Genomic DNA, 17,759 nt, shown 5'->3' with positions numbered 1-17,759 from the left:
GGTCGGCGTCGAGGCTCTCGATGGGGTCTGTGCTCACTTCAGCGCCCTTCCCAGTGCCCGGCGGGCCAGCACCGCTACGGTACGCCGCAGTCGAACGGCCGCCGCGGTCGGCCCCTCGGTGACGGCCTCCCAGGCACCCTCGGCGCCGTAGTCCTCGGGGACGCAGGCGGCGGCCACGTACTCGCCGAACGCGGCGGTGGCGGCCGGGTCGATCTCCCGGCTGCCGTCCCAGTCGATGCAGCCGGCCACCCAGGCCTCGGCCTCCAGCGGGCGCAGCGGCACCGGGGCGACGGCGCCGACCGCGCAGCGCACGGCGCGCCGGGCCGGGTCGAGGACCAGCGCGACGGAGGCGGCGGCGCGGGCCGGGCCGCTGCGGCCGGTGGCCTTGAGGAAGACCTGCGGCGCGTGGAGCAGCGGGACGCGCACCCAGGTGAGCAGTTCGCCGGGGCGCACCGGGTCGAGGCCGGTGAGCAGGTGGCCGACCGGCACCTCGCGGGTGGCGCCGGCCCGGGCGAGGGTGACGGTGGCCTCCAGCGCGGAGAGCACCGGGAGGGTGTCGCCGGCCGGGGCGGCGGTGACGATGTTGCCGCCGAGGGTGCCGACGTTGCGGACCTGCGGCGGTCCGGCGGTGCGGGCGGCGTCGGCGAGCGCGGGGATGAGCGCGGCGAAGTCGGGGCGGTCCATCCGGGCGTGGGTGAGTCCGGCGCCGAGGACGGCGGTGCCGCCGTCCTCGTAGCGCCAGCCGCGCAGTTCGGTGATCCGGCCGAGGCCGAGCAGGGCGGCGGGGCGCAGCCGTCCGGCGTTGACGGCCTCCATCAGGTCGGTGGCTCCGGCCACCGGTACCGCGGCCGGGGCGGCGGCCAGCGCGTCGACGGCCTCGTCGAGGGAGGCCGGCAGCATGATCGTCCGGTTCACCTGGGTCCCACCGTGCTCCACTTGCTCATCGATCGCCTGCCGCCCGCGGCCGGGGCCGCACTGTCCGCGTCAGCAGCCCGGCCTGGCCCGTAGGGTACGGGCGATCGGGCCGGGTTGGGCAACTCTGGCACACAATGCTCGATGATCATTTCGGGGCGGGTGAACGGGACTGCCCGATTGGGACGGATACCGGGCGGTATCTGCCCCGACCCGGACCGGGCCAGGGCAGATGTTCATCTGTTCTTGACGTCAGATGATCGCTCATTAGTTCCCGAACCGTGTGATCACCGCTGCGGCGGCAGCCCCTCGATCGGCCGGCCGGCCACTCCCGGCCACCGCTGCCAGGGATGCGGGCCGTCCGCCGGGCGGTACTCGACGCCGAGCGCGTCCAGCACCTCCAGGTGCCCCCGCAGCCGCCGCTCGAAATCGGCGAAGTCGCGCTCGGCCGGCTCGGCGGGCAGGGCGGACCAGGCGACCTCGGCGAAGGCGACCAGCCGGGGGAAGGCCCGGTAGTCGACGTCCCGGGCGCTGTCCATGAACTCGCTCCACAGGTTCGCCTGGGTGCCGATGACGTGCCGGGCGGCGGCCTCGTCCAGCTCCCGCGGCACCGGCTCGAAGCGGTAGACGTCCTCCAGCGTGCGCACGAAGCCGACCGGGATCGGCTCGTCCGGCCCGTCCGCCTGCCGGTGGTCGAGGTAGACGTGCTGCTCGGGGCACATCACCACGTCGTGCCCGGCCCTCGCGGCCGCGATCCCGCCGCCGAACCCGCGCCAGGACGACACCGCCGCGCCGGGGGCCAGGCCGCCTTCCAGGATCTCGTCCCAGCCGATCAGCCGGCGGCCGCGCGCGGCCAGCCAGCGGTCGAAGTGCCGGATCAGGTGGCTCTGCAGCTCGTCCTCGTTGGCCAGGCCGAGCTCGCGGATGCGCGCCTGGGCGGCGGGGCTGTCCTTCCACTGCTCCTTGGGGCACTCGTCGCCGCCCAGGTGGATGAACTCGGACGGGAACAGCTCCAGCACCTCCTCCAGCACCCCCTCGAAGAAGCGCAGGGTCTCCTCGGAGGCGTTGAGGACGTGGTGGCTCACCCCCCAGTCCGTCCAGACGCCGAGCGCCGCGGTGTCCACCACGTCGGTGTTGCCCAGCTCGGGGTAGGCGGCGACGGCGGCCTGGGTGTGGCCGGGCAGGTCGATCTCCGGGACGACGGTGATCCCGCGCGCGGCCGCGTAGGCGACGATCTCGCGCAGGTCGTCCTGGGTGTAGTAGCCGCCGTGCGGGCGGTCGTCGCGGCGCCCGCCGGCCCGGTAGCCGACCATCGAGCGCTCCCGCCAGGCGCCGCGCCCGGTCAGCCTCGGGTAGCGCTTGATCTCCACCCGCCAGCCCTGGTCGTCGGTCAGGTGCAGGTGCAGCACGTTGAGCTTGTGCACGGCCAGCAGGTCGACGAAGCGCAGCACGTCGGACGTGGGCAGGAAGTGCCGGGCGACGTCGAGCAGCACGCCGCGCCAGCCGAACCGGGGGGCGTCCGCGAGGTCGACGCCGGGCAGCACCCAGCCCTCGCGGCGCAGCGGGGAGCGCCGGTGGGCGTCCGGGCCGAGCAGCCGCCGCAGGGTCTGCGCGCCCCACAGCGCGCCGGCCGGGCCGCCCGCGGCGAGCAGCGCGTGGCCGGGGCGCACCGTGATCCGGTACGCCTCGGCGGCCAGCGCGTCGTCCTCGACCAGCTCGATGCCCGTGCCCGGCCGGCCCGGGCCGAGCGGCAGCCCGGTGGCGGCGCCGAGCGTGCCGCGCAGCCACCGCTCGGCGTCGGCCAGCCCGGGCGGCGCGGTCAGCGTGGTGGCGGCGTCCAGCGGGAAGTCCTCGCCCGGACGGCGGACGGCACTCGACGGTGCGGGGATGAGGTCCATCCCGTCATCCTGCCCACGCCCGGCGCGAGTGGCATAGACCACCGCGGAAACGCGGTGCTATGCAAAACGCCGTTCCGGCGCGCGCGGACTACTTGCCGCCGCCCTCGCCGTCGCCGCCCTGCGGCTTGCCGATGCCGTCGTAGATCTCCTTGCACATCGGGCAGACCGGGTACTTCTTCGGGTCGCGCCCGGGCACCCACACCTTGCCGCAGAGCGCCACCACGGGCGATCCGGAGAGCGCGCTCTCCATGATCTTGTCCTTCTGGACGTAGTGCGCGAAGCGCTCGTGGTCGCCGTCCCCGTGGGACACCTGCGGGACGGGCTCGACCAGGGTGCCGGTGCCGAGGCCGCGCTCGGGCTCAAGAGTGCTCATAGGTGCCAAGTCTATGGGCGCCCCCGGAAACCCGGCCAGTGTCGCGCGACCGCGCCCCGCCCACTCGCCTCCGGGGCGTGGGTTCAGTTCAGCGTCGGGTCGTCCGGGTAGGTCGCGAACAGTGCCAGCGGGCCGCGCTGGCGGCGCAGCACCGCGCGCCACAGCCGCTCCGGCTCGGGGCTGGAGATGTCCCCGGGCTCGCAGTCCACCAGGTACCAGGCGCCGCTCTCCAGCTCCGCCTCCAGCTGGCCGGGCGACCAGCCGGCGTACCCGGCGAAGATCCGCAGCGCCCCCAGCTCCCCGGCCAGCACCTCGGGCGGCGCCTCCAGGTCGACCAGGCCGATCGCCCCGTGCACCCGCCGCCAGCCGAGCGGCTCGCCGGTGCCCGGCTCCCCCGGCGCCACCGCGAGGCCGAGGGCCGAGTCCAGCGCCACCGGCCCGCCCTGGAACACCACGGCGGGCCGGCCGACGAGTCTGCCCCAGCCGTCCAGCACACTGCCGACCTCGACCGGTGTCGGCCGGTTGAGGACCACACCGAGCGCCCCCTCGACGTCGTGGTCGAGGAGCAGCACCACCGACCGCGCGAAGTTCGGATCGGTGAGCACGGGCGTCGCGACGAGCAGACGGCCGGTGTGTGACCGGCCTGCGTGCGAATGGGCCGCCGTCATGCCACACATGATCCCGCAGAACGGCGCCGGTCGGACACCGAAACGGTCGAAACCGCGCCACGCCGAACGAACACCCGTACGGCCGTACCGGCGGGCGGGAGGAGCCCCGGAGAGAGCACCATCACGGGAGAGGCTCACGGGAACCGTCCAGACGCCTACTACCATCTACGGATGGTGGACGCCCTTCTACGGTGCCGACTCGGTTTCGCCGGGGGCCCGAACGCGCCCGTACGGCCGTACCACCGGTCCACCAGCGGCTCTGCTCCAGAGCCCGTCCCACTCCTCTGGCACCCCGGATTGCGAGAACGATGACCGACGACGTCCTGCTGGTCCACGGCGGAAACCCGCTCGAAGGCGAGATCCGCGTCCGCGGTGCGAAGAACCTGGTCCCCAAGGCCATGGTCGCCGCCCTCCTCGGGCAGGGCCCCAGCAGACTGCGCAACGTCCCGGACATCCGCGACGTCAAGGTGGTCCGCGGACTGCTCCAGCTGCACGGCGTGACCGTGCGCACCGGTGACGAGGACGGCGAGCTGATCCTCGACCCCTCGCACGTCGAGAGCGCCAACGTCGCCGACATCGACGCGCACGCCGGCTCCTCGCGGATCCCGATCCTGTTCTGCGGCCCGCTGCTGCACCGCCTCGGCCACGCCTTCATCCCGGGCCTGGGCGGCTGCGACATCGGCGGCCGCCCGGTCGACTTCCACTTCGAGGTGCTGCGCCAGTTCGGCGCCACCATCGAGAAGCACCCGCAGGGCACCTACCTGGTCGCCCCGCAGCGGCTGCGCGGCACCAAGATCGAGCTGCCCTACCCCTCGGTCGGCGCGACCGAGCAGGTGCTGCTCACCGCCGTCCTCGCGGAGGGCGTCACCGAGCTGCGCAACGCGGCCATCGAGCCGGAGATCGTCGACCTGATCTGCGTGCTGCAGAAGATGGGCGCGATCATCACCCTGGGCACCGACCGCACCATCCTGATCACCGGTGTGGACGAGCTGAACGGCTACACCCACCGGGCGCTGCCGGACCGCCTGGAGGCGGCCTCCTGGGCCTGCGCGGCGCTGGCGACCAAGGGCGACATCTACGTCCGCGGCGCCCGCCAGCTGGAGATGATGACCTTCCTCAACACCTTCCGGAAGGTCGGCGGCGCCTTCGAGGTCGACGACGAGGGCATCCGCTTCTGGCACCCGGGCGGCGAGCTCAAGGCGATCGCCCTGGAGACCGACGTGCACCCGGGCTTCCAGACCGACTGGCAGCAGCCGCTGGTGGTCGCGCTGACCCAGGCCACCGGCCTGTCCATCGTCCACGAGACGGTGTACGAGTCGCGGCTCGGCTTCACCGGCGCGCTGAACCAGATGGGCGCGCACATCCAGCTCTACCGCGAGTGCCTGGGCGCGACCCCGTGCCGCTTCGGCGCCCGCAACTTCCTGCACTCGGCGGTCGTCTCCGGCCCGTCCAAGCTGATGGGCGCCGAGCTGGTCATCCCGGACCTGCGCGGCGGCTTCTCGTACCTGATCGCGGCGCTGGCGGCCGAGGGCACCTCGACCGTGCACGGCATCGACCTGATCAACCGCGGCTACGAGAACTTCATGGACAAGCTGCGCGACCTGGGCGCGCACGTCGAGCTGCCCAGCGAGCAGCTGGTCGACGCCTGATCAGCGCCCGGTGACACGGCGAGAGGCCGGGCTCCCCGCGGGGAGCCCGGCCTCTCGGGCGTTCAAGGTGCGGTTCAGGCGCCCTTGGCGGCTTCCTTCAGCTTGGAGCCGGCGCTGACCTTGGCGCTGTAGCCCTCGGGGATCTGGATCGGCTCGCCGGTCTGCGGGTTGCGGGCGGTGCGGGCAGCGCGGTGGGTGCGCTCGAAGGTCAGGAAACCGGGGATGGTGACCTTCTCGTCGCCCTTGGCGACGACCTCGCCGACGATCTCGGCGAAGGCGGCCAGAACGGCGTCGGCGTCCTTGCGGGTCACCTCGGCGCGCTCGGACAGCGCGGCCACCAGCTCACTGCGGTTCATGTGTACTCCTGTGGTCTGTTCGCTTGCGGTGTGCGGGGGCCCATCGGTGCTCCCACCGGGGGGCACCCGGATGGGCCGCAGGTCCGCACACTGTGCTCATGCAGGCAATGCGTGGTCGCAGGCCGGGTCCGTACCCGTACGCCGCGCGCCGGTGCCGTCGAAAGGCCCGCCCGCCTGCCTGGGAACGAATCCTGCCCCGACCGGCCCCGAGAAAGCCAATCGGGCCCCGGCCGAGCCACCCGAACATCGCCCGCCCGTTGGAGGTGTGACGCTCCGTCGGCTCCGGCGGACCGGGAGCGGGCGGCGGTCGGGACGACACGCCGGAAGACCAGGGGGACGTTCCGTACTTGTCGGACACGCCTGCCCCGTGCAGGGCTACCGTACGCCCTAGGACTGACAAGCCCAAACACGCCCCTCGCCCTTGTGTCGCAAGGGTTCGGGGCGGGCTTGGGCGGGTATGGCGCCAATCGGACATTTGACCGATCCGCGACACGTCGCCGGGAGGGCGCGTCAGAGCTTGACGGCGGCCGTCACGGCTCGACGACGGCCCTCACAGCTTGACGACGGGAAAGGCCGACGTGTCGAGGGTGCCGACGATGCCCGGGGTCGGGCGGGAGGGCACCGGCGCCTCCTGGGCGCCGGCCAGGGCGGCCTCGCGGACGGCGGAGGCGACGGTCTTGGCGACGTCCTTGTGGAAGACGCTCGGGATGATGTAGTTCGCGTTCAGCTCGTCGTCGGCGACGGTGGTGGCCAGCGCCCGGGCGGCGGCGATCATCATCTCGGTGTTGACGGTGCGGCTCTGGGCGTCCAGCAGGCCGCGGAAGACACCCGGGAAGACCAGCACGTTGTTGATCTGGTTCGGGAAGTCGCTGCGGCCGGTGGCGACCACGGCGGCGGTCTGCCGGGCGACGGCCGGGTCGACCTCCGGGTCCGGGTTGGCCAGCGCGAAGACGATCGCGTTCTCGGCCATGGTGGCCAGGTCGTCGCCGTCCAGCACGTTCGGGGCGGAGACGCCGATGAAGACGTCGGCGCCCTCCACGGCCTCCTTGAGGCTGCCGGTGCGGCCGGAGCGGTTGGTGTGCTCGGCGATCCAGCGCAGGCTGTCGTTGAGGTCGTCCCGGCCCTGGTGGACCACGCCGCGCACGTCCGCCACGGTGGCGTGCTCGACGCCGGCGGCCAGCAGCAGCTTGAGGATCGCGGTACCGGCGGCGCCGGCGCCCGACATGACCACCCGGATGTCGCCGATCTCCTTGCCGACCACCTTCAGCGCGTTGGTGAGGGCGGCCAGCACCACGATCGCGGTGCCGTGCTGGTCGTCGTGGAAGACCGGGATGTCCAGGGCCTCGCGCAGCCGGGCCTCGATCTCGAAGCAGCGCGGCGCGGAGATGTCCTCCAGGTTGATGCCCGCGAAGCCGGGGGCGATCGCCTTGACGATGGCCACGATCTCGTCGGTGTCCTGGGTGTCCAGGCAGATCGGCCAGGCGTCGATCCCGGCGAAGCGCTTGAACAGGGCCGCCTTGCCCTCCATCACCGGCAGCGCGGCCGCCGGGCCGATGTTGCCCAGGCCCAGCACGGCCGAGCCGTCGGTGACCACGGCGACGCTGTTGCGCTTGATGGTGAGGCGGCGGGCGTCCTCGGGGTTCTCGGCGATCGCCATGCAGACCCGGGCGACGCCCGGGGTGTAGATCATGGACAGGTCGTCGCGGTTGCGGATCGGCAGCTTGGAGGACATCTCGATCTTGCCGCCGAGGTGCATCAGGAAGGTGCGGTCCGAGACCTTCCCGATGGCCACGCCGTCGATCGCGCGGAGCTTCTCGACGATCTCCTCGCCGTGCGCGACGGAGGAGGCCGCCACCGTGACGTCGATCCGCAGGGCCTCCAGGCCGGAGGCGGTGACGTCGAGGCCGGTCACCGAACCGCCGGAGGACTCCACGGCCGTGGTGATCGCACTGACGGCGTTGCCCCGGGCCGGGACCTCCAGCCGTACCGTGATCGAGTTCGAGACACTGGGCACCGTCGCCATCGACGCTTCCTTCTTCCGTCCGTCCCGCAGGCTCAACATCGTCGAGATTCAACATTTTGTTGAAGGCATCGCCTGCGCGCATGCTAGACCTCGATCGTCGCACCTTCCAAGGGGTAGCCAGAAATAACGTTCATTGAGTGTGCGGATCCCACAACGCACCCTCCGGCTCGGGGCGCGTCACGCGCCGGACTCCTTGCCTCTGCGGGCCGATGCGTTACATTGGACAGGCACCGGCTCGATCCAAGCCCCCGGGCCCAACCTTCGTCCCTTCGAGGGACCACTTGCCGCGAGGCGAGCATGGCGGGTCGGTGTTCAAACGTCTGAAGGCCCCTCACCATCGGTGAGGGGCCTTCGTGCTGCCGGGGCTCGTCGGCCCCGGCGCCGGTCAGCCGCGAAGCAGGGCGGGCACGCCGGCCGCGTCCGGCAGGTCGTCCGGGCCGGAGAGCACGGTCAGCCGCTGGGTCGCCCGGGTCAGCGCCACGTACAGCACCCGCAGGCCGGCCTCCGACTCGCCGGCGATGCCGGTCGGGTCGGCGACCACCGTCGCGTCGTACTCCAGGCCCTTGGCCTCCAGGCTGCCGAGCGCCACCACGCGCTCGCCCAGGCCCTCGGCCCACCCGGCCGCCTCCGCCCGGCGGTCCATCGGCACCACGATCGCCACGGTGCCGTCCACCTCGCCCAGCAGCCGCTCCAGCTCCGCCCGGGCGGCCCGGCCGAAGGCCTCCGGCGACGGGTCGGCGACGGCGGCGAAGCGCGGCTCCACGCCGACCTCGCGCACCGCGCTCGGCGACGGGGTGCCCGGCGCGGCCAGCGCCAGCACCTTGGCCGCGACCTCGGCGATCTCGGCCGGGTTGCGGTAGTTCACGGTCAGCGTGAAGCGGCGGCGCGGCTTGCCGGACAGCACCTCGTCCAGCGCGGCCTGCGCCTCCTGCGGGAACGGCCAGGAGGACTGCGCCGGGTCGCCGACGATGGTCCAGGTGGCCATCCGGGAGCGGCGGCCGATCATCCGCCACTGCATCGGGGTGAGGTCCTGGGCCTCGTCCACGATGACGTGCGCGTACTCCTTGCGCTCCACCGGCTGACGCTCGCGCTGGCGGGAGTTGCGGTCGGCGAAGGTGGTCACCTCGTCCAGGCCGGTCAGCAGGTCCATCGCGTCCACCTCGCGGACCTTCGGCCGGGCCGGCTCGCCGAGCAGCACCTGCAGCTCGTCCACCAGGGCGACGTCGTGCGCGGACAGCGCGCCCTCGCCCGCCGGGGACAGGTGCCGCCAGGACGCGGCCAGCCGCTTCGCCTCGTCCGGGGTGACGGCGCGGCGGGCGATCCGGTTGGTGTGGCGGTACTGCTTGAGGGTGCCCAGCACCCGGCGCGGGGTCAGGGCCGGCCACCAGGCGTCCAGGAAGTCCAGGAACGGCGCCTCGTCCGAGACGTACTCGTCGAAGGCCTCCTTCTCCTCCTGGCGCTGCTCGCGGGCGTAGTGGTCGGTGGGCTTGGGCAGGTGCCGGGTGGCCTCCTGCCACAGGGCGTCCAGCAGCAGCCGGCGGGCGCGCGGGCGCAGCAGGTTCAGCGGGGTGCCGCCGGAGCCCACCACGTTGCCCCGCACGGCCTTCAGCCGGGCCGCGTCCAGCTTCAGCACCTCGCCGCGGGCGACCACCTTCAGCTCCTGCGGGGCGCCCTGCTCCAGCGCCGCCCGGGCGGCCCGGCGCAGCAGCTGCACCATCCGGGCCGAGCCCTTGATCCGGGCCGCCTCCGGGCTGTCGTAGGTGCCGGCCTCGATGCCGTCCACCAGCGAGCCGACCGCGCGGATGGCGACCTGGCCCTCCTCGCCGAGCGAGGGCAGCACGCCCTCGGTGTAGGAGACCAGCAGCGGGGTCGGCGAGACCACCAGGATGCCGCCGGCGTAGCGGCGGCGGTCCTGGTAGAGCAGGTAGGCGGCGCGGTGCAGGGCGACGGCGGTCTTGCCGGTGCCGGGGCCGCCGGTGACGAGGGTGGCGCCGGCCGCGGCGGCGCGGATCACCTCGTCCTGCTCCTTCTGGATCGAGGAGACGATGTCGCGCATCGAGTGGCTGCGGGCGCGGCCGAGCGAGGCCATCAGCGCGCCGTCGCCGACCACGGCCAGCTCCTCGCCGTCCAGGGTGGGGGTCAGGTCGGGGCGCAGCAGGTCGTCCTCGACGCCGATCACCCGGCGGCCCTTGGAGCGGATGACCCGGCGGCGGATCACCCGGCCGGGCTCGACCGGGGTGGCGCGGTAGAAGGGCGCGGCGGCGGGGGCCCGCCAGTCGATCACCAGCGGGCCGTACTCGGCGTCCAGCACGCCGAGGCGGCCGATGTGGAGGGTCTCGGCGACGGCCGGGTCGGCCGGGTCGAGCGGGGTGTTCGACGGGATGCCGTGCTCCTCCGGGGCGTCCGCCCGCTGGAGGTCGATCCGGCCGAACAGGAAGTCCTCGAACTCGCTGTTGAGCCGGTGGAGGTGGGCGCCCGCCCGGTAGACCTGGGCGTCGCGCTCGGCGAGGGCGCCGGGGGTGCCGACGTGGACCCGCTTGGCGGCGTCCTCCAGGATGTACTCGGCCTCGGCGAGCTTCTCCTCCAGCCGGTGGTAGACGGTGTCGAGGTGTCGCTGCTCACCGGCGATCTCGCGCTCGCGGACGGTCTCGTGGTCGGGGGCGGAGGTGGTATCCGTGTTGCTCTGCATGGCCCTCGGTGGTCGCGGCTGAATCCGGCTCCGGAAAACGAGCGGACGGATGATCCTACGCCCGGCCGGGCGCGGGCGCCTCACCCGGGATCGTGACCCGCCCGCTCGCCCGCCCACCTCCGGCCCGGGACGGAGGAAATGCGAAGGCCGCCCCCCGCTGAGCGGTGGACGGCCTTCACTGTGAACATGGGGTGGTGGAGATGCCGGGAATCGAACCCGGGTCCAGTGGAGTTAATTCAGGGCTTCTCCGAGCGCAGTCCGCTGTGCTTTTCTCGGCCCTGGCGGTCACACGGACAAGCCGCCAACAGGCCCAGCTGCTGTTTGATTTCCCCTCCGCCCCCGCAGCCCGGGCGGACGGTTGAGTTCCCTAGATTATGCCAGGGTCCGGGTCGGGAACTCCCCGGGCTGACACCCAAGCGCTATCGGTGCTTATTAGGCAGCGAGAGCGAACTGCTGGGAATCGCGCTTAGAGTTGGCGATTATTTTTTTGCGACACGTGGTTAACGAGATCATTGCCGCGTTCCTCGGCTCGCTTCCCCTGTTTCAACATCCCCTGTCGAAACCGATCATCCCCATGTTTTGTTGAGAAACAGCTCGGACGGTGACCGTCCGTGTTGCTTGCGCCATAGTACGCGAGGCGACGGGCGGGGGTCCAGCGGATTAACCCCGCCGTCTTGACAGGCCGCCGCCGGTCAGCCCTGGCGCCGCCGGGCCGCCGCCACGGCGCGGGCCGTCTCGCGGGTGTCCTGCTTCTCGCGCAGCGTCTGGCGCTTGTCGTACAACTTCTTGCCGACCGCGAGCGCGAGTTCCAGCTTGACCCGGCCGTCCTTGAAGTACAGCGACAGCGGGACGAGCGTGTGGCCGGCGTCGCGGACCTTGGTCTCGATCTTGCGGATCTCCAGCTTGTGCAGCAGCAGCTTGCGCTTGCGCCGGGCCGCGTGGTTGGTCCACGTCCCCTGGGTGTACTCGGGGATGAAGACGTTGTCGATCCACGCCTCGTGGTTCTGGATGTAGGCGTAGCCGTCGACCAGGTTGGCCCGCCCCTCGCGCAGTGACTTCACCTCGGTGCCGGTGAGTACGAGGCCGCACTCGTAGGTGTCGAGGATCGTGTACTCGTGTCGCGCCTTCTTGTTCTGCGCGATCAGCTTCTGTCCGGTTTCCTTTGCCATAGCGCGGTCATTCTCGCACTTCCACGCCGTTCCGGGCAGCTCCTTTAGGCACGGGTGCCGATCCCGGCGAGCACCCGCAGGGCCAGCGCGTCGGCGTCCTCCCCGGCCGCGGCCGGGACGTCCGGGGCGAGGCCGGTGCCGTCCGGCGAGCGCCCGGCCGGGGTGTGGTAGCGGCCCACGGTCAGCTCCAGCACGGCGCCGTCGGCGAGCCGGCTGGGCTGCTGGACGGTGCCCTTGCCGAAGGTCCGGGCGCCGACCACCAGGGCGCGGCTGCGGTCCTGCAGCGCGCCGGCCAGGAGTTCGGCGGCGCTCATCGTGCCGCCGTCCACCAGCACCACCAGCGGGGTGCGCTGGTCGCCGCCGGGCGGGGCGGTCAACTCCCGCTTCTCGCCGCGCTCCTCGTACGAGCCGACCGGGCCGCCGTCCAGGAAGATCCCGGCGGTGCCGACCGCCTCGTCCAGCAACCCGCCGGAGTTGCCGCGCAGATCGAGCACCACGCCGGAGTGCGGGGCGCGCAACGCGGCGCGCACCTGGTCGGCCACCCCGGTGGTGAAGGCCCGGACGGTGATCCGCAGCGCGCCCCGGTCCAGCCGCTCGGCGGTGACCTGCTGGCTGTCCAGCAGCGCCCGCCGCAGCCGCAGTTCGCGCACCTCGCCGCCGTGCTGGACGGCCAGGGTGACCTCCGAGCCGACCTTGCGCTCGTCGCCCTGCCCGCGCAGCCGGGCCACCACCTCGGTGACCGGCAGCCGGTCGGCCTGGTCCCGGTCGATCCGCAGCAGCCGGTCGCCGGGGGCGATCCCGGCCTCGGCGGCCGGCCCGGCCGGGGTGACCCGGGAGACGGCGGTGACGCCGTCCTCGCCACGGCCGACCGAGAGGCCGACGCCCAGGTACCGGCCGTCCAGGCCCTGGCTGAACTCGGCGTACTCCTGGGCGTTGTAGTACGCCCCCCAGCGGTCGCCGCCGGCCGCGAGCAGGTGCTCGGCCTGCTGCTCGGACAGCGCGGCGCCGGCCGGGTCCGGGCCTGGACCGACCGCGACCGGGGCCGTGTCGGCGGACGGGCGGCTCGGCGGCCGGCTCGGGTCGCCCCAGGCGCCGGTGGCGGCCCCGGCCAGCAGCAGGGCGCCGAACACCAGGCTGAGGGTGGCCACCTGCCGTGCCCTGCGCGGAGTTTGCAGCATGGCATCGGAGTGTAGACACCGCGTCGCGCGCGCCGGGCCGGAACGGCGGACCGCGGAACGGCGACGGCCCCGGACGGCGCAGTGCCGTCCGGGGCCGAAGGAACCGCTCGGGATCAGACCTTGAGGTACTTGCGCAGCGTGATGAACGCCGCGATGCCGGCCATGCCCATACCCACCACGACCAGCAGCGGGATGACCGCGAGCACCGAGCTCAGGCCGATGAAGTGGATGAACTGCACCCGGTCGGCCAGCCAGTGCTGGACGAAGAAGTGGCCGCCGAGCAGCAGGCCGGAGGCCATCACCGCGCCGAGCAGCGCGGAGAACGCGGCCTCCGCGATGAACGGCATCTGCACGTAGAAGTTCGAGGCGCCGACCAGGCGCATGATGCCGGTCTCGCGCCGCCTGCTGAACGCGGACACCCGGACGGTGTTGACGATCAGCAGCAGGGCGACGAAGAGCATCAGCACCATGATCACCCAGGACGCCGTCTGCAGGCCGTTCAGCAGGCCGAACAGGTTCTCCAGGATCTTCCGCTGGTCCTCGACCGACTTGACGCCGGGCTTCCCGGCGAAGGCGCTCTGGATGACGTCGTACTTGGTCGGGTCGTTGAGCTTGACCCGCCAGGACTGCGGCATGGCGTCCGGGCCCAGGACGGAGATGAGCGGGTTGTCCGGGTTCATCTCCTTCCAGTGCTTGTACGCCTCGGCGGAGCTCTCGTAGGTGGAGGACTGGACCACCGAGTCCATCTTGTCCAGCTGGCCCTTGATGTCCTGGACCTGCTGGTCGGTGGCCGCGCCCTTGTCGCACTGGGGCGAGTTGCGGGCGTCCGCCTTGGTGCAGAAGTAGATGCTCACCTCGACCTTGTCGTACCAGTACCCCTTCATGGAGTTCACCTGGTCGCGGACCAGGAGCGAGGAACCGGCGAGGGCGAGGGAGAGCGCGACACTGACCACGACCGCGATGGTCATGGTCAGATTGCGGCGGAGACCCACACCGATCTCCGACAGGACGAACTGGGCACGCATGCGGGAAACAACTCCAGGGTCGGTACTGCGGGGTCGGGCGATCCGGGCCGGCGGCCCTGCGGGTCAGCGCTGGTCGGTCAGTGCTGGTACCCGTAGACGCCGCGAGCCTGGTCGCGGACGAGCAGCCCCTTGTCGAGCTCGATGACGCGCTTGCGCATCTGGTCGACGATCGCCTGGTCGTGGGTGGCCATCAGCACCGTGGTGCCGGTGCGGTTGATGCGGTCGAGCAGCTTCATGATGCCGACCGAGTTCTGCGGGTCGAGGTTGCCGGTGGGCTCGTCCGCGATCAGCAGCATCGGGCGGTTCACGAAGGCGCGGGCGATGGCCACGCGCTGCTGCTCACCACCGGACAGCTCGCCGGGCATGCGGTCCTCCTTGCCGCCGAGGCCGACCAGCTCCAGCACCTCGGGCACCACCTTGTTGATGGCGCTCTTGGGCTTGCCGATGACCTCCAGGGCGAAGGCGACGTTCTGCGCGACCGTCTTGTTGGGCAGCAGGCGGAAGTCCTGGAAGACGGTGCCCAGCTGGCGGCGCATGTGCGGCACCTTCCAGTTGGACAGCTTGCCGAGGTCCTTGCCCATCACGTGCACGGCCCCGGTTGAGGGGCGCTCCTCGCGCAGGCACAGGCGCAGGAAGGTGGACTTGCCCGAGCCGGACGAGCCGACCAGGAAGACGAACTCACCCTTCTCGATCTCCAGCGAGACGTTGTCCAGGGCGGGACGATTCTGCTTGGGATAGGTCTTGGAGACGTTGTCGAATCTGATCACGGCTGCATCACGGAGGCCATCCTATGGCGGCGCCAGTCCTCGGTCGGTCCACCCCGGAGGCCCGGTCCGGGGGCGGGCGAAAGGAGCGCAGGAGGCCGCTCCCGGTCTGGGACCATACGCGAATCGGCGGCCGGCCCGCAGGGACGGCCGGGGGTCCGGCCGGGAATCTGGTAGGCAATGTCCGGTTATGCACCGAAAATTCCGGGGCATCTCACAGCCCGGGAGCCGGAACGGTCAGAACCTGGCAGAGTTGGAGGTGGCGGCCTCATCCGGCCGATCCCCCGCACAGGGCACGACCAGGAACCAAAGCCCCGTCCGGTGCGTTGGCAGTAGCAGCGAGGAGGAGATCGCATGACCTGCGACCATCTGGTGTGCGCCAACTGCAACGGCCGCGTGAGCGACGGCCGTTGCCCGGTGTGCCGCGCCAACCGGGCCCGGCTGCAGGAGCAGCAGGGGCCGTTCGCCGCGCTCTCCCCCGCGATGCTGCTGGTCCTGCTGGCCGGGCTGCTCGCGGTGGCGCTGATCGCGCGGCAGGCGCTGGCCTGAGAACCCCGACGTACCGAAAGGGCCCCGACCACCAGCCGTGGTCGGGGCCCTTTCGGTACGTCGCCTACTGCTCGGCGGTCTCGCGCTGCTTGCGCCAGCGGATCCCGGCCTCGATGAAGCCGTCGATGTCGCCGTCCAGGACGGCCTGCGGGTTGCCCGCCTCGAACGCCGTGCGGACGTCCTTGACCATCTGGTACGGGTGCAGCACGTAGGAGCGCATCTGGTTGCCCCAGGAGCTGCCGCTGTCCTTGAGGGCGTCCATCGCCGCCTTCTCCTCCTGGCGGCGCCGCTCGAGCAGCTTCGCCTGGAGGACGTTCATCGCGGACGCCTTGTTCTGGATCTGCGAGCGCTCGTTCTGGCAGGAGACCACGATGCCGGTCGGGATGTGCGTGATGCGCACCGCCGAGTCGGTGGTGTTGACGCCCTGGCCGCCGGGGCCGGAGGCGCGGTACACGTCCACCCGCAGCTCGCCCTCGTCGATGTCGACGTGGTCGGACTGCTCGACGACCGGGAGCACCTCGACACCGGCGAAGGAGGTCTGCCGGCGGCCCTGGTTGTCGAACGGCGAGATGCGGACCAGGCGGTGGGTGCCCTGCTCGACGGAGAGGGTGCCGTAGGCGTACGGCGCCTTGACCGTGAAGGTCGCGGACTTGATGCCGGCCTCTTCGGCGTACGAGGTGTCGTACACCTCGGTGGGGTACCCGTGCCGCTCGGCCCAGCGCAGGTACATGCGCATCAGCTGCTCGGCGAAGTCGGCGGCGTCGACGCCACCGGCCTCGGCGCGGATGTTGATCAGCGCCTCGCGGGCGTCGTACTCGCCCGACAGGAGGGTGCGGACCTCCAGCTCCTCGACCGCCTTCTGGACGGCACTGAGCTCGGCCTCGGCCTCGGCGCGGGTGTCCGCGTCGTCCTCGGCCTCGGCCAGCTCGAACAGCACGCCCAGGTCGTCGATGCGGCCGCGCAGGCCCTCGACGCGGCGCAGTTCGCCCTGGAGGAAGGAGAGCCGGCTGGTCACCTTCTGCGCGTTCGCGACGTCGTCCCACAGGGTGGGGGCGGCTGCCTCCTCCTCCAGGACCGCGATGTCGGCCCGGATCTTGTCCAGGTCGAGGACGGCCTCGATCGACCCCATGGTCGTATCGAGGTTCTTGAGCTCTTCGGAAGGATCGACGGCTGCCACGCCCCCAGGGTAATGGTTCCGAGGGTGCTCATGACGACACCCCCGGCACCACCGGTCCCGCGGCCCGGCTACGGCGCCCGCGGGGCCGTGCCGTGCACCGCCGGGCGGGCCGGGTGGCCGGCGTCCGGGGCGGTGGCCGCGAAGGCCGTCCAGGCCGCGGCGGCGCCCGCCAGCAGCAGCACGGTGGCCAGCAGGACGGCCAGCAGCCGGCGGCGGCGCAGCAGGGCCTGGCGGTCCCGGCGCTGGCCGGGGGCGGCGCGCTGGGCCCGGGACTCGGCGGCGTACGCGGCCAGCTCCTCGGCGGACGGGCGGCGCAGGCTGGTGTGGGTGTCCCGGGTGGAGTCCGGGGCGACCCCGGGCACCAGCGGGACGGCCGGGCCGCGGCGGCGCTTGTGGACGCCCGGGCCGGCGTCCACCTCGGCGTAGACGGCCTCGCCGGGGGTCAGCTGCTCCTCGGCCGGGGCGCGGCCCTGGCCGGGCACGGCCAGCACCGGCAGGCCGGCCAGCGAGGGCAGCTGCTCGCGCAGCCGGGCGGCCAGCTCGGCGGCCCGCAGCCGGGAGGCGGGGGCCTTGGCCAGGCACTCGGAGATGATCCGCCACAGCCCGTCCGGCAGGCCGGGGATCGGCGGCACCTGCTCGGTGACGTGCCGGCGCAGCACCGCGCCGGTGTGGCCGCCGCCGAACGGGGTGAAGCCGGCCAGCAGCTCGTAGAGCACGGTGGCGAGGGCGTAGATGTCGACGGCGGCGCGCGGCTCCAGGCCCTCGATGATCTCGGGGGCGAGGTAGTCGGGGGTGCCGATGATCCGGGTGGCCCGGGTGCGGCGCGGGGCGTCGACCAGGCGGGCGACGCCGAAGTCGGTGAGCTTGGCGCGCGGGGCGCCGCCGGGGCCGGGGGCGGCGGCCAGGTCGAGCAGGACGTTCTCCGGCTTGACGTCGCGGTGGACGATCCCGGCGGCGTGCGCGGCCGCCAGGCCGTCCGCGACGTCGGCGATCACCGAGGCGGCGGTCTGCGGGGGCAGTGCGCCGTCGCGCTCCAGCCGGGAGCGCAGGTCGGTGCCCTGCACCAGCTCCATCACCAGGGCGAGGTCGCTGCCGTCCACCACCATGTCGCGCACGCCGACCACCCGGGGGTGGTCGAGGCTGGTCAGCGCGGCGCGCTCCTGGACGAAGCGGCCGACCAGCACCTGGTCGGCGGCGAGGTCCTCGCGCAGCAGCTTGACCGCCACCGGGCCGTCCGGCCCCTCACCGAGCCAGACCGTCCCGGCGGAACCCCGGCCGATCACCTGGTGGACGGTGTACCGGCTGCCGATCTTGCGTGCCAATGCTGCT

At 72.5% G+C, this 17,759-nt stretch carries 15 protein-coding genes and 1 other RNA gene; 2 read left to right on the top strand and 14 right to left on the bottom strand.

The annotated features are described in order from the left end of the window. Positions 1 to 33 precede the first annotated feature (33 nt). The 4 genes from AB2U05_RS20820 to AB2U05_RS20805 all read right to left on the bottom strand — a co-directional run bounded on the left by AB2U05_RS20820 (position 34) and on the right by AB2U05_RS20805 (position 3,851). Positions 34 to 900: an FAD binding domain-containing protein gene (locus AB2U05_RS20820; protein WP_045709074.1), complete on the bottom strand. Its 867-nt coding sequence runs from the start codon at positions 898 to 900 to the stop codon at positions 34 to 36. 299 nt (positions 901 to 1,199) lie between these two features. Further along, positions 1,200 to 2,810 (bottom strand): beta-N-acetylhexosaminidase, encoded by a 1,611-nt coding sequence (locus tag AB2U05_RS20815; protein ID WP_369183922.1) that lies wholly within the window; start codon positions 2,808 to 2,810, stop codon positions 1,200 to 1,202. A gap of 88 nt (positions 2,811 to 2,898) precedes the next feature. After that, positions 2,899 to 3,183 (bottom strand): DUF3039 domain-containing protein, encoded by a 285-nt coding sequence (locus tag AB2U05_RS20810; RefSeq protein WP_045695785.1) that lies wholly within the window; start codon positions 3,181 to 3,183, stop codon positions 2,899 to 2,901. 83 nt (positions 3,184 to 3,266) lie between these two features. Further along, positions 3,267 to 3,851: a YqgE/AlgH family protein gene (locus tag AB2U05_RS20805; RefSeq protein ID WP_107072945.1), complete on the bottom strand. Its 585-nt coding sequence runs from the start codon at positions 3,849 to 3,851 to the stop codon at positions 3,267 to 3,269. A gap of 308 nt (positions 3,852 to 4,159) precedes the next feature. Here AB2U05_RS20805 and murA point away from each other — a divergent pair, with 308 nt between their 5' ends. Further along, a complete protein-coding gene (murA, locus tag AB2U05_RS20800; RefSeq protein ID WP_045695783.1) occupies positions 4,160 to 5,500 on the top strand; it encodes a UDP-N-acetylglucosamine 1-carboxyvinyltransferase in 1,341 nt (446 codons plus the stop codon). Positions 5,501 to 5,574: 74 nt separating this feature from the next. Here murA and AB2U05_RS20795 read toward each other — a convergent pair whose 3' ends face one another. From AB2U05_RS20795 to ftsE, 8 genes are all read right to left on the bottom strand, one after another. Further along, positions 5,575 to 5,856 carry an HU family DNA-binding protein gene (locus tag AB2U05_RS20795; RefSeq protein ID WP_030308200.1) on the bottom strand — a complete coding sequence of 94 codons (282 nt, stop codon included), beginning with the start codon at positions 5,854 to 5,856 and terminating at the stop codon, positions 5,575 to 5,577. 550 nt (positions 5,857 to 6,406) lie between these two features. Continuing rightward, a complete protein-coding gene (locus AB2U05_RS20790; RefSeq protein WP_045695781.1) occupies positions 6,407 to 7,879 on the bottom strand; it encodes an NAD-dependent malic enzyme in 1,473 nt (490 codons plus the stop codon). Between the two features lie 385 nt (positions 7,880 to 8,264). Next, positions 8,265 to 10,568: a UvrD-helicase domain-containing protein gene (locus AB2U05_RS20785; protein WP_045709064.1), complete on the bottom strand. Its 2,304-nt coding sequence runs from the start codon at positions 10,566 to 10,568 to the stop codon at positions 8,265 to 8,267. Between the two features lie 192 nt (positions 10,569 to 10,760). Further along, positions 10,761 to 11,142, bottom strand: a transfer-messenger RNA (tmRNA) gene (gene ssrA, locus AB2U05_RS20780). 118 nt (positions 11,143 to 11,260) lie between these two features. Continuing rightward, positions 11,261 to 11,737 carry an SsrA-binding protein SmpB gene (smpB, locus tag AB2U05_RS20775; protein ID WP_045695776.1) on the bottom strand — a complete coding sequence of 159 codons (477 nt, stop codon included), beginning with the start codon at positions 11,735 to 11,737 and terminating at the stop codon, positions 11,261 to 11,263. A gap of 44 nt (positions 11,738 to 11,781) precedes the next feature. Further along, positions 11,782 to 12,915, bottom strand: coding sequence for a S41 family peptidase (locus AB2U05_RS20770; RefSeq protein ID WP_045695774.1), 1,134 nt, complete (start codon positions 12,913 to 12,915; stop codon positions 11,782 to 11,784). Positions 12,916 to 13,028: 113 nt separating this feature from the next. Next, positions 13,029 to 13,940 carry a permease-like cell division protein FtsX gene (ftsX, locus tag AB2U05_RS20765; protein WP_045695772.1) on the bottom strand — a complete coding sequence of 304 codons (912 nt, stop codon included), beginning with the start codon at positions 13,938 to 13,940 and terminating at the stop codon, positions 13,029 to 13,031. A 77-nt stretch (positions 13,941 to 14,017) separates the two neighbouring features. After that, positions 14,018 to 14,707, bottom strand: a complete 690-nt coding sequence (ftsE, locus tag AB2U05_RS20760; protein ID WP_045695770.1) for a cell division ATP-binding protein FtsE — start codon at positions 14,705 to 14,707, stop codon at positions 14,018 to 14,020. Between the two features lie 351 nt (positions 14,708 to 15,058). Between ftsE and AB2U05_RS20755 the strand changes: the two genes are divergently transcribed. Then, on the top strand, positions 15,059 to 15,253 hold the full coding sequence (locus AB2U05_RS20755) for a hypothetical protein (RefSeq protein ID WP_045695767.1): 195 nt from the start codon (positions 15,059 to 15,061) through the stop codon (positions 15,251 to 15,253). A gap of 64 nt (positions 15,254 to 15,317) precedes the next feature. On the opposite strand, the gene prfB is transcribed toward AB2U05_RS20755, so the two are convergent. Beyond that, on the bottom strand, positions 15,318 to 16,430 hold the full coding sequence (gene prfB / locus AB2U05_RS20750; protein WP_045695764.1) for a peptide chain release factor 2: 1,113 nt from the start codon (positions 16,428 to 16,430) through the stop codon (positions 15,318 to 15,320). 68 nt (positions 16,431 to 16,498) lie between these two features. Further along, complete coding sequence (locus AB2U05_RS20745; protein ID WP_045710169.1) at positions 16,499 to 17,752, bottom strand: serine/threonine-protein kinase; 1,254 nt, start codon at positions 17,750 to 17,752, stop codon at positions 16,499 to 16,501. Positions 17,753 to 17,759 lie beyond the last annotated feature (7 nt).

The organism is Streptomyces sp. Y1, assembly GCF_041053115.1.
Taxonomy (GTDB): domain Bacteria; phylum Actinomycetota; class Actinomycetes; order Streptomycetales; family Streptomycetaceae; genus Kitasatospora; species Kitasatospora rubellomurina.
Note: the sequence above shows the minus strand (reverse complement) of the source record. Positions and strands in the feature narration are given on the sequence as shown.

Coding starts and splice junctions, on each gene's coding strand:
- AB2U05_RS20815 (WP_369183922.1), bottom strand. CDS start 2,810: ATGGACCTCATCCCCGCACCGTCGAGTGCCGTCCGCCGTCCGGGCGAG.
- smpB (WP_045695776.1), bottom strand. CDS start 11,737: ATGGCAAAGGAAACCGGACAGAAGCTGATCGCGCAGAACAAGAAGGCG.
- ftsX (WP_045695772.1), bottom strand. CDS start 13,940: ATGCGTGCCCAGTTCGTCCTGTCGGAGATCGGTGTGGGTCTCCGCCGC.
- AB2U05_RS20770 (WP_045695774.1), bottom strand. CDS start 12,915: ATGCTGCAAACTCCGCGCAGGGCACGGCAGGTGGCCACCCTCAGCCTG.
- AB2U05_RS20755 (WP_045695767.1), top strand. CDS start 15,059: ATGACCTGCGACCATCTGGTGTGCGCCAACTGCAACGGCCGCGTGAGC.
- AB2U05_RS20810 (WP_045695785.1), bottom strand. CDS start 3,183: ATGAGCACTCTTGAGCCCGAGCGCGGCCTCGGCACCGGCACCCTGGTC.
- AB2U05_RS20785 (WP_045709064.1), bottom strand. CDS start 10,568: ATGCAGAGCAACACGGATACCACCTCCGCCCCCGACCACGAGACCGTC.
- murA (WP_045695783.1), top strand. CDS start 4,160: ATGACCGACGACGTCCTGCTGGTCCACGGCGGAAACCCGCTCGAAGGC.
- AB2U05_RS20805 (WP_107072945.1), bottom strand. CDS start 3,851: ATGACGGCGGCCCATTCGCACGCAGGCCGGTCACACACCGGCCGTCTG.
- AB2U05_RS20790 (WP_045695781.1), bottom strand. CDS start 7,879: ATGGCGACGGTGCCCAGTGTCTCGAACTCGATCACGGTACGGCTGGAG.
- AB2U05_RS20820 (WP_045709074.1), bottom strand. CDS start 900: ATGCTGCCGGCCTCCCTCGACGAGGCCGTCGACGCGCTGGCCGCCGCC.
- AB2U05_RS20795 (WP_030308200.1), bottom strand. CDS start 5,856: ATGAACCGCAGTGAGCTGGTGGCCGCGCTGTCCGAGCGCGCCGAGGTG.